The sequence below is a fragment of the Variovorax sp. 10N420 genome (assembly GCF_056394705.1).
This window is the reverse complement of the sequence record NZ_JBFTIJ010000003.1, coordinates 621952-631845: the sequence shown is the minus strand read 5'-3', so window position 1 is coordinate 631845 and position 9894 is coordinate 621952. Positions and strand designations below refer to the sequence as shown.

16 protein-coding genes are annotated in these 9894 nt (G+C 59.8%); 14 read left to right on the top strand and 2 right to left on the bottom strand.

Annotation, left to right across the window (positions count from 1 at the left end; all coding sequences use genetic code 11):
* From AC1DEK_RS11125 to AC1DEK_RS11060, 14 genes are all read left to right on the top strand, one after another.
* Positions 1-148 (top strand): EF-Tu C-terminal domain-related protein (locus AC1DEK_RS11125; RefSeq protein WP_478099174.1); only part of this gene is annotated, 148 nt, incomplete at its 5' end.
* Between the two features lie 22 nt (positions 149-170).
* The gene (gene rpsJ / locus AC1DEK_RS11120) at positions 171-485 is read left to right on the top strand and encodes a 30S ribosomal protein S10 (protein WP_028250951.1); all 315 of its coding nucleotides are present in this window, start codon (positions 171-173) and stop codon (positions 483-485) included.
* Positions 486-633: 148 nt separating this feature from the next.
* A complete protein-coding gene (locus AC1DEK_RS11115) occupies positions 634-2205 on the top strand; it encodes a hypothetical protein (RefSeq protein WP_478125266.1) in 1572 nt (523 codons plus the stop codon).
* A 714-nt stretch (positions 2206-2919) separates the two neighbouring features.
* Positions 2920-3600, top strand: coding sequence for a 50S ribosomal protein L3 (gene rplC / locus AC1DEK_RS11110; RefSeq protein WP_478125265.1), 681 nt, complete (start codon positions 2920-2922; stop codon positions 3598-3600).
* A complete protein-coding gene (rplD, locus tag AC1DEK_RS11105) occupies positions 3600-4220 on the top strand; it encodes a 50S ribosomal protein L4 (protein WP_478125264.1) in 621 nt (206 codons plus the stop codon). The genes rplC and rplD overlap by 1 nt, the downstream gene beginning before the upstream one ends.
* The gene (gene rplW / locus AC1DEK_RS11100; protein ID WP_478125263.1) at positions 4217-4552 is read left to right on the top strand and encodes a 50S ribosomal protein L23; all 336 of its coding nucleotides are present in this window, start codon (positions 4217-4219) and stop codon (positions 4550-4552) included. The genes rplD and rplW overlap by 4 nt, the downstream gene beginning before the upstream one ends.
* A 2-nt stretch (positions 4553-4554) precedes the next feature.
* Positions 4555-5379 (top strand): 50S ribosomal protein L2, encoded by an 825-nt coding sequence (gene rplB, locus AC1DEK_RS11095; protein WP_028250945.1) that lies wholly within the window; start codon positions 4555-4557, stop codon positions 5377-5379.
* Between the two features lie 10 nt (positions 5380-5389).
* Positions 5390-5668, top strand: a complete 279-nt coding sequence (gene rpsS, locus AC1DEK_RS11090) for a 30S ribosomal protein S19 (protein WP_062478874.1) — start codon at positions 5390-5392, stop codon at positions 5666-5668.
* A gap of 9 nt (positions 5669-5677) precedes the next feature.
* On the top strand, positions 5678-6010 hold the full coding sequence (rplV, locus tag AC1DEK_RS11085; protein WP_019657678.1) for a 50S ribosomal protein L22: 333 nt from the start codon (positions 5678-5680) through the stop codon (positions 6008-6010).
* Positions 6011-6026: 16 nt separating this feature from the next.
* Complete coding sequence (rpsC, locus tag AC1DEK_RS11080) at positions 6027-6947, top strand: 30S ribosomal protein S3 (RefSeq protein ID WP_478125262.1); 921 nt, start codon at positions 6027-6029, stop codon at positions 6945-6947.
* A 28-nt stretch (positions 6948-6975) separates the two neighbouring features.
* On the top strand, positions 6976-7392 hold the full coding sequence (gene rplP, locus AC1DEK_RS11075; protein ID WP_028250943.1) for a 50S ribosomal protein L16: 417 nt from the start codon (positions 6976-6978) through the stop codon (positions 7390-7392).
* 14 nt (positions 7393-7406) lie between these two features.
* Positions 7407-7658, top strand: a complete 252-nt coding sequence (rpmC, locus tag AC1DEK_RS11070; RefSeq protein WP_478125261.1) for a 50S ribosomal protein L29 — start codon at positions 7407-7409, stop codon at positions 7656-7658.
* A 9-nt stretch (positions 7659-7667) separates the two neighbouring features.
* Positions 7668-7937 carry a 30S ribosomal protein S17 gene (rpsQ, locus tag AC1DEK_RS11065; protein WP_478125260.1) on the top strand — a complete coding sequence of 90 codons (270 nt, stop codon included), beginning with the start codon at positions 7668-7670 and terminating at the stop codon, positions 7935-7937.
* A gap of 71 nt (positions 7938-8008) precedes the next feature.
* Positions 8009-8521 (top strand): redoxin family protein, encoded by a 513-nt coding sequence (locus AC1DEK_RS11060; protein WP_478125259.1) that lies wholly within the window; start codon positions 8009-8011, stop codon positions 8519-8521.
* A gap of 26 nt (positions 8522-8547) precedes the next feature.
* Here the strand turns inward: AC1DEK_RS11060 and AC1DEK_RS11055 are convergent, their stop codons facing one another.
* Positions 8548-9129, bottom strand: a complete 582-nt coding sequence (locus AC1DEK_RS11055; RefSeq protein WP_478125258.1) for a GNAT family N-acetyltransferase — start codon at positions 9127-9129, stop codon at positions 8548-8550.
* Entirely contained in the window at positions 9126-9839 is a 714-nt protein-coding gene (locus AC1DEK_RS11050) for a cytochrome b/b6 domain-containing protein (protein ID WP_478125257.1), read from the bottom strand. Before AC1DEK_RS11050 ends, AC1DEK_RS11055 begins: the two co-directional genes overlap by 4 nt.
* Positions 9840-9894 lie beyond the last annotated feature (55 nt).

Below are 9894 nucleotides of genomic sequence, written 5' to 3'. Positions count from 1 at the left end.
CAAGGAAATGGTCATGCCGGGCGACAACGTGTCGATCACAGTGAAGCTGATCAACCCGATTGCCATGGAAGAGGGCCTGCGCTTCGCAATTCGCGAAGGTGGCCGCACCGTCGGCTCGGGCGTCGTGGCAAAGATCCTCGACATCTGATCGAACGCACCAAGGAATTACCATGGCTACCAAGCAAAAAATTCGCATCCGCCTGAAGGCGTTCGACTACAAGCTGATCGACCAATCGGCTGCAGAGATCGTGGACACGGCCAAGCGTACAGGCGCGATCGTCAAGGGTCCCGTGCCCCTGCCGACTCGCATGAAGCGCTTCGACATTCTGCGTTCGCCGCACGTCAATAAAACGAGCCGGGATCAATTCGAAATCCGCACGCATCAGCGTCTGATGGACATCGTTGACCCAACCGACAAGACGGTCGATGCACTCATGAAGCTCGACTTGCCCGCAGGCGTCGACGTGGAGATCAAGCTGCAATAAGAGCCTTTGCTTACTTCAAAGCCCGCTGGCCTTTGTGTCAGCGGGCTTTTTTTGCGCCTGATATGGCATCCTAGAAGCAAGGCGGCAGGCCGTTGTGAAGGCCAGGGAGGCGCGGGATATGGGAAGTGAAGTGTTAAGGCGAGGATTAGTGTTATCTGCAGCACTGGCCCTCCTGGCGGGCTGCGGGGGCGGGGGTGGTGGCGGAACCGTCGGCGTCTCTCCCTCGGCGTCGCCCGCCTCTGGCGCGTCGGTGGCGGTAGCCAATGTTCGCTTGAGCGGAGCCGTTACCTATGACTCTGTCCCGAACATCACGGGCGCTCTGAACTATGCGGCAACAGTTGCGAAGCCGGTTCGAGGAGCAGTGGTCGAAATCTTGAACGCCGCATCAAACATCGTTGCCTCCGCCAATACGGATGAGAAAGGCCTGTACTCGGTGGCGGTCCCGTCGAATACATCGCTGATAGTGCGCGTCAAAGCTCAGTTGTCGCAACTGGGTGCTGGGCCGAGTTGGGATGTCTCGGTCCGCGACAACACCCAGGCCAATGCCATCTACGCAATGGAGACGCCTACGTTTGCCTCCGGCACCGCTGCTGTGCTCGCGCGTGACGTTCATGCGCCGTCCGGGTGGGGCGGGTCCGGATATAGCGGGATGCGTGTCGCGGCGCCGTTTGCTCTCCTGGATACGATTTATACGGCTCAGGCTAAGGTGTTGTCGGTCGCGCCCAATACGGCTTTTCCAGCGTTGCGTGTGTTCTGGAGTGCTAACAATGTCCCGGCCAGCGGCAATCCAGCTCTGGGGCAAATCGGCACGACCTTCTTTGGCAACGGAACGGCGGGCCGCACGATCTTTGTTCTGGGCAAGGAGAACGTTGACTCGGACGAGTACGATGAATCGGTGATTGCCCATGAATGGGGTCACTACTATCAGTCAGCATTCAGTCGTGACGATTCCCCTGGGGGCAGCCATGCCATCACGGACAGGCTCGATCGGCGGGTCGCGTTTTCGGAGGGTTGGGGCAATGCGTGGTCAGGCATCGCCCTGGGACGCAGCAATTACATCGATTCAGTCGGGCCCGGCCAAGCTCAAGGGTCCAATGTTGATCTCCGAGCCGGGGACGGTTCGGATCCTGGATGGTTTCGCGAGGCCTCCGTGCAGTCAATTCTGTGGATCTTGAATGGGCAAGTTGGCTTCAAGGCGATCCACGACACCATGACCGGGCCGTTCAAGCGCGGGTTGCCTGTGACCTCTATTCACCCGTTCGCCGCTGCCTTCTATTTGACCGCACCGGAAGGCGCTTCGAATCTGTCCGCGCTTTTGACGGGGCAGAAGATCAGCGCTTTTTCTGATCCGTACGGCGTTCTTGAAATGAACGATGGCGGAGTTCAGGCCGCTCTTCCCATGTATCAGAGCGCTGCGGCGGGCGCAGTCAAGTCGGCCTGTGTTTCCAATCAGGCGGGTGCCGGCAACAAACTGGGGAGTTACGCCTATCTCCGGCTCACCGCACCGGCGGCGGGTACCCATACGATCACAGTGCTAGCCGATTCGAGCGCGGTCGATCCGGACTGGGTCGTTTACAGCGGCGGACAGATTGCCGAAGCCGACGGTCTCGGCCAAAGTGAGGCGGCATCGGTCAATTTCCCAGCGGGAGAGAGCATCCTGGTAATCAACGACTTCAACAACACATCGGCCTCGACATGTTTCAAAGTGACCATTCAATGATCGCTGGACCTACGAAAGGAAAAGGCACCGTCGTCAGTGCGCCCCTTGCGTTGGCGCTTTTCGTTTCCTTGAATGCGTTGGCTGCTGCGGCGGACATGACTGGACTGCGCAAAGCGCCGGCCCCCAGCAAAACTATGAGCACGGCTCCGATGAAGGGGAACGGCTCGGGGGTGATCGTTCAGTATCGAGTCGACGGCACGCCCGTGCCCGGTGTTGCTGTTCCGGTGGTGCTGGCTTTCGACGGGGTGACTCAGCAGAGCGGCGCCGTGGTTAAGTTGACCACGGAGGGAGGTCTCAGGCTCCCAGGTGGCGAAGAGGTGCGCACGTTGCCAGCGGGCGAAGTGACGTCATTGACAGTCAACGTCACTCCCGCAGCGGCAGGTATTGGCTACCTACATGTGTTCACGACGCAGCACGGCGCGACCAGCGCAACTTCGATTCCAATCCAGACGCGAGCGTCCCCTTCTGCCCTACCGCATGCCGGCGAACTCAAGCAAACACCCGGTGGAGACCCAGTCCGATCGTATCGAGTTAAGTAGGCGTCCTGCTGGGCTGTTGGGAGCGTTGCGGTCTTTGCGAGATGCGCGCTATAATCTTCGGCTCTGCCCAAATTGCGCCTCCGAGCCTCTTTGCGCAGAGCTTTATTAACCTTCTTTCGCAAACCAAACGCTGTCGCCAATTGAAGTGGCAGCGGCGGAAGTTTTGGAGAAAACTATGAGTCTGAGCAACTCCCTCGGGTTGCTGGGCCGCAAGGTGGGGATGATGCGTCTCTTCACTGATGACGGGGACGCAGTTCCTGTCACGGTGGTGGATGTGTCGAACAACCGCGTGACCCAGATCAAAACCCAAGAGAATGATGGCTACGTCGCAGTTCAAGTGACGTTCGGTTCGCGCAAGGCATCGCGCGTCACCAAGCCTGAAGCCGGTCACCTCGCCAAGGCGGGCGTCGAGGCAGGCGAGATCATCCAGGAATTCCGCGTGACTGCCGATACGGCTTGTCAGCACAAGGCTGGCGGCGTCATTGCTGCCGCGAGCGTGTTCGCGGTTGGCCAGAAGGTCGACGTGCAAGGCACTTCGATCGGTAAGGGCTACGCTGGCACCATCAAGCGTCACAACATGAGTTCGCAGCGCGCATCGCACGGCAATAGCCGTTCGCACAATGTGCCGGGTTCTATCGGCATGGCGCAGGATCCCGGTCGCGTATTTCCGGGCAAGCGCATGACGGGCCATCTCGGCGATGTCACGGTAACAACCCAGAACCTCGATGTGATCCGTATCGACGAGGCTCGGCAGTTGCTCCTGATCAAGGGTGCAATTCCGGGTTCGAAGGGTGGCTTCGTCACCGTGCGTCCGGCCGTCAAGGCCAAGCCGCAAGCCGCTGAAGGAGCGAAGTAATGGAACTCGAACTCCTGAACGAACAAGGCCAGGCTGCCTCGAAGTACGAAGCGCCGGAGACCGTGTTCGGCCGTGACTACAACGAAGACCTGGTTCACCAGATCGTCGTCGCATTCCAGGCCAATGCCCGCCAAGGCACCCGCGCCCAAAAGGACCGCGAGCAGGTTAAGCATTCGACCAAAAAGCCGTTCAAGCAAAAGGGAACGGGCCGCGCCCGTGCTGGTATGACTTCCTCGCCGCTGTGGCGCGGAGGCGGCCGCATTTTCCCGAACATGCCTGACGAAAATTTCTCACAGAAGATCAACAAGAAGATGTATCGCGCTGGCATGGCGTCCATCTTCTCGCAACTCGCGCGCGAAGGTCGGTTGGCTGTGGTTGACTCGATCAAGGTTGACTCGCCGAAGACCAAGGCGCTGGCCGCCAAGTTCAAGGCAATGAATCTCGAGTCAGTGCTCGTGATTGCCGAAGAAGTCGATGAGAACCTGTATCTCGCTTCGCGCAACCTGGTCAACGTGCTTGTGGTCGAGCCGCGGTACGCCGATCCGGTGTCGCTGGTTCACTACAAAAAAGTGTTGGTCACAAAGGGTGCCGTCGACAAGCTCAAGGAGATGTTCGCATGAGCCGCATGAACCCTACTCCCGCACAACGTCAGTTCGACGAAGGTCGTCTGATGAACGTGCTGGTCGCCCCGATCGTGTCCGAAAAGGCCACGATGATCGGCGAAAAGTCGAATGCAGTCACCTTTAAGGTGTTGCAGGACGCCACCAAGCCCGAAATCAAAGCCGCCGTTGAACTGATGTTCAAGGTTGAGGTTCAGGGCGTGTCGGTGCTCAACACCAAGGGCAAGACCAAGCGCTTCGGCAAGTCCATCGGTCGCCGCGACAACGTTCGCAAGGCCTACGTGACGCTCAAGGCTGGTCAAGAGCTCAACCTCGTCGGGGAAGGCGCTTAATCATGGCCGTCATCAAGATGAAACCCACTTCGCCGGGCCAACGCGGCGCGGTGAAGATTTCGCGAGACCACCTCTACAAGGGTGCGCCGCATGCAGCTTTGCTGGAGCCGCAGTTCCAGAAGGCCGGCCGTAACAACAACGGCCACATCACGACTCGCCACAAGGGCGGGGGCCACAAGCATCACTATCGTGTGGTGGATTTTGTGCGCAACAAGGACGGCATTCCGGCCAAGGTCGAGCGTATCGAGTACGACCCGAATCGTACTGCTCACATTGCGCTCGTGTGCTACGCCGACGGCGAGCGCCGCTACATCATCGCCCCGCGGGGCCTGGAAGCCGGTGCAACGCTGCTGAGCGGTTCGGAAGCTCCGATCCGTGCCGGCAACACGCTGCCTATTCGCAACATTCCGGTGGGTTCGACGATCCACTGCATCGAGTTGCAACCCGGCAAGGGTGCGCAGATCGCGCGTTCGGCAGGCACCTCGGCCACGTTGCTGGCTCGTGAAGGCGTCTACGCACAGGTGCGCATGCGTTCCGGCGAAGTCCGACGCGTGCATGTGGAATGCCGCGCGACCATCGGTGAAGTCGCCAACGAAGAACACAGCCTGCGCCAACTCGGCAAGGCCGGTGTGAAGCGTTGGATGGGTATCCGCCCGACCGTTCGCGGTGTGGTAATGAACCCGGTGGACCACCCGCACGGTGGTGGCGAAGGCAAGACCGGCGAAGGCCGCCATCCTGTCGACCCCTGGGGCAATCTCACCAAGGGTTATCGCACCCGTAACAACAAGCGCACGCAGGTCTTCATCGTGTCGCGTCGCAAGAAGTAAGGGTTAGCAAATGACTCGCTCTCTCAAAAAGGGTCCGTTCGTGGATCACCACCTTGTGGCCAAGGCCGACAAGGCTGTGACGAACAAGGACAAGAAGCCGATCAAGACCTGGTCGCGTCGCTCAATGGTTCTGCCGGAATTCATCGGCCTGACGATCGCTGTGCACAACGGCAAACAGCACGTGCCCGTGTACATCACCGACCAGATGGTTGGTCACAAGCTCGGTGAATTTGCGCTCACGCGCACTTTCAAGGGGCATCCCGCGGACAAGAAAGTCCAGAAGAAGTAAGGAACGACCATGTCTGAAACACGTGCAGTCCTCCGCGGCGTTCGCCTTTCGGTCGACAAGGGCCGTCTGGTCGCTGACCTGATCCGCGGAAAGAAAGTCGATCAAGCACTCAACATTCTGCAATTCACGCAGAAGAAGGCCGCCGTCATCGTAAAGAAGGTGCTCGAATCGGCAATTGCCAACGCAGAGCACAACGACGGGGCCGATATCGACGAACTGAAGGTGAAGACCATCTACGTCGAACAGGGCGCCACGCTCAAGCGCTTCACCGCGCGCGCCAAGGGTCGCGGCAATCGCATCAGCAAGCCCACGTGCCATGTGTACGTGACGGTTGGCAACTAACAGGCCTGGAAGAAATATGGGACAGAAGATCCACCCAACCGGCTTCCGCCTTGCGGTCAGCCGTAACTGGTCCAGCCGCTGGTACGCAAGCAACCGCGACTTCGCCGGCATGCTGGCAGAAGATATCAAGGTACGTGAGTACCTGAAGAAGAAGCTCAAGAACGCGTCCGTTTCGCGCGTGCTGATCGAGCGTCCCGCCAAGAATGCACGTATCACGATCTACTCGGCGCGCCCGGGTGTCGTCATCGGCAAGAAGGGCGAAGACATCGAGAATCTCAAGCGCGAATTGGGCAAGCAACTCGGAGTACCGGTCGCTGTCAACATCGAAGAAGTACGCAAGCCCGAAATCGATGCACAACTGATCGCCGACAGCATCACTCAGCAGCTCGAGAAGCGGATCATGTTCCGCCGCGCCATGAAGCGCGCTATGCAGAACGCCATGCGTCTGGGTGCTCAAGGCATCAAGATCATGTCGGCTGGCCGGCTGAACGGCATCGAGATCGCACGTACCGAGTGGTACCGCGAAGGTCGAGTGCCCCTTCACACCCTCCGCGCCGATATCGACTACGGCACGTCGGAAGCCAAGACTACGTACGGCGTCATTGGCGTCAAGGTCTGGGTCTACAAGGGCGATACGCTGGGACGTAACGATTTGCCTGCTGTCGAAACGCCACGCCCTGACGAAGAGCGTCGTCCTCGCGGCCCGCGCCGTGATGGCCGCCCGGGTGGCGACCGTCCGGGCTCTGACCGTCGTGGTCCGCGCGCCGGCGCTCGTGGTCCGATTGGTGGCAACGTCGCCCCAACCGACGGCAGCGACAAGCCCGCAGAAGCTACTGGCGCCGCTCCGGCAGCTCCAGGTGCAGACTCGAAACCCGCCGTTAAGCGCGTCCGCAAAGCCGCGCCAGCTGCAGCAGCTGACGGTGCCAAGACCGAGTGATCGGTCTTAGAACTACGGAGTAATAAACATGCTGCAACCTGCACGCAGAAAGTTCCGAAAGGAACAAAAGGGCCGCAACACCGGCATCGCGACCCGCGGTAATGCGGTGTCGTTCGGTGATTTCGGCCTAAAGTCGATCGACCGCGGCCGCCTTACGGCCCGTCAGATCGAAGCCGCACGTCGCGCGATCTCGCGTCACGTCAAGCGCGGCGGCCGCATCTGGATTCGTGTGTTCCCGGACAAGCCGATCTCTCACAAGCCCGCAGAAGTGCGGATGGGTAACGGTAAAGGCAACCCCGAGTACTACGTCGCCGAAATCCAGCCCGGCAAGGTGATCTATGAGATCGTCGGCGTTCCCGAAGAACTGGCTCGCGAAGCATTCCGTCTGGCCGCTGCCAAGCTGCCGTTGCGTACGACCTTCGTCGCACGCCAGCTCGGCGCCTGATCGAGGAGAACACCATGGCAACACGTAAAAAGAAGGAAGTCGCGGCCCCGGCCAAGACTTCAAAGGCCACCGAGCTGCGCAACAAGGACGTTGCGGGCCTGCAGGCCGAAATCAAAGACCTGCAGAAGGCCCATTTCGGCCTGCGCATGCAGAAAGCCACGCAACAGCTGTCGAATACGTCGACACTGCGCGTGACGCGCCGCGACATTGCGCGCGCCAAGACCATTCTTGCTCAAAAGCAGCAAGAAGCCCAAGCCGCCAAGTAAGGAGTGAACATGACGGAAGCTAAAAAATCCCTCAAGCGCACCTTGATTGGCAAGGTGGTCAGCGACAAGCGTGAAAAGACCGTGACCGTGCTCGTTGAGCGTCGCGTGAAACACGAGCTTTACGGCAAGATCGTGGCGAAGACCAGCAAGTACCACGCCCATGACGAAAAGGGCGAATACAAGCTGGGTGACACCATTGAGATCACTGAGAGCCGGCCAATTTCGAAGTCGAAGAACTGGGTTGTGACCCGTTTGATCGAAAAGGCCGTTCTGGTCTGATCGCAGCCGAAGCAGTCCGAGCAAAAGCGGCCCACAATGTGGGCCGCTTTTCTTTTTCAGGAGTACTTCAAATGATCAATGTCGGTGACACGCTGCCTGCTGCAACGCTTCAGGAATATTCTGAGGTCGAAGGTGAGGGCTGCAGCATCGGGCCCAATCCTGTAGACGTCACCAAGGCTGCCGCTGGAAAGACTATAGCCGTCTTCGCTCTGCCTGGGGCTTTTACACCCACGTGCTCAGCGAAGCATGTTCCGGGGTATGTCCAGCATTTTGAAGATTTCAAGGCTGCCGGCGTGGACGAAATCTGGTGCGTGAGTGTCAACGATGCCTTCGTCATGGGCGCTTGGGCCCGTGATCAGAAGACGGGAAGCAAGGTTCGCATGCTGGCGGACGGCAGCGGCGCTTTTGCGAATGCAACCGGCCTGACGCTGGATCTGACCTCGCGCGGAATGGGTGTCCGCAGCAATCGCTATTCGATGCTGGTGAAAGACGGCAAGGTCGCGACACTCAACGTCGAAGATCCGGGCAAGTTCGAGGTCAGTGATGCTGACACGCTGTTGGCACAAGCCCGCAGCGTTGCGTAGCAACCCGTGGCCGACGCTCGCTTGAGCTACAGATCCGCCTTGAGATAGTGCGACCCTGCAATCGGGTTGTGATAATAGGGGGGCACTTCGGCGAACCCAAGCTCTTCGTAGAGTGCCCTCGCGGATTCCATATCGTCGAGCGTATCCAGCAGTACGCAAGCATAGCCCGCGCCGCGCGCGGCATCGAGGATGGCTTCCGCGAGCTGCCGTCCGACTCCCACTCCCCGAAACTCCGGCCGCACGTACAGGCGCTTCATCTCTGCCGCGTTGGAGTAGTCCGCCGAATCCAACGGACGCAGCGCGCAACAGCCGGCAACGTGCGCGAAACCTCCATCGGACCGTCGCAATGGCCGCCCCTTCACGGGTACCGCCGTGTCGTCGGTGTCGACCAATGCCAAAAACAAAGCGCCCCGAGGTTCAGCATAGTCCCCCGGCAATCCGGCGAGTTCATCATCAAAATTCTGAAAACCGAGATCGATCTCAAGTGAAGCCGCATAGTCTCGAAAGATCGCCCGCGTCGCTTCAATCTCGTCCGGCTCATCGGGTGTCAAAAGCACGATTTCCGGTGTGCCTGCCAGGGGCAGGGGACGTGACATTGAGTTGCTCATACGCGCAATGATGAGATCCAGCCTGCGAAGCCGGCGCAGGCCGCGAACACGACAATCGCCAGAAGCCTTGATGCGGCGTCATCGCGGCTTGACGCGCCGGTGCCGTCGGTGAGTGGCTTGTCACCGGAGATCATGGGCCGTATCAGCATGCGACCCTTGACAATCACGTAAAACAGAACGGCGAGCACGTGCAGACTTACAAGCGTGATGACGAGCCACTTGCCTGGCGCCGCGTGCCACTTTGTCGCGGCACTCACCAGCGAACCGGGAACGAAGCTTGTCAGCGGCCCCGACGCGGAGATCTCGTCATCGGCAACCAGCCCCGTCCCGACTTGCACCAGAAGCAGCCCAAGAACGGCGAACACCGATAGCGCGCCCAAAGGCGAGTGACCGATGAGCTGGTCCGGGTGCGCGCGGCCCCGCAGATACGAGACGACGGACCGCGGCGCGTAGATGAAAGCGGAGAAGCGCGACCACCGCCCGCCGACAAATCCCCAAAACAGCCGAAAAAGCAGGAGCGACAGCGCGGCGTAGCCGAGGCGGAAATGCCATTCCATGACCCCCGAAAGGCCGGTCGCGATCAGGCCGATCACGGTCAGTGCCAACAGCCAGTGAAAAACCCGCGTCGGCAAATCCCAGACACGGGTCGCTATGGCGCCAGGATCACCCGGCTTCGCGCGGCGCGTCGTGGGCTCGAAAGGGGCAGTCATCGATGGCTTGACGCAAGATGCGGGAAGCGCAGATTAGCAAACTTCGGCGCAAAGG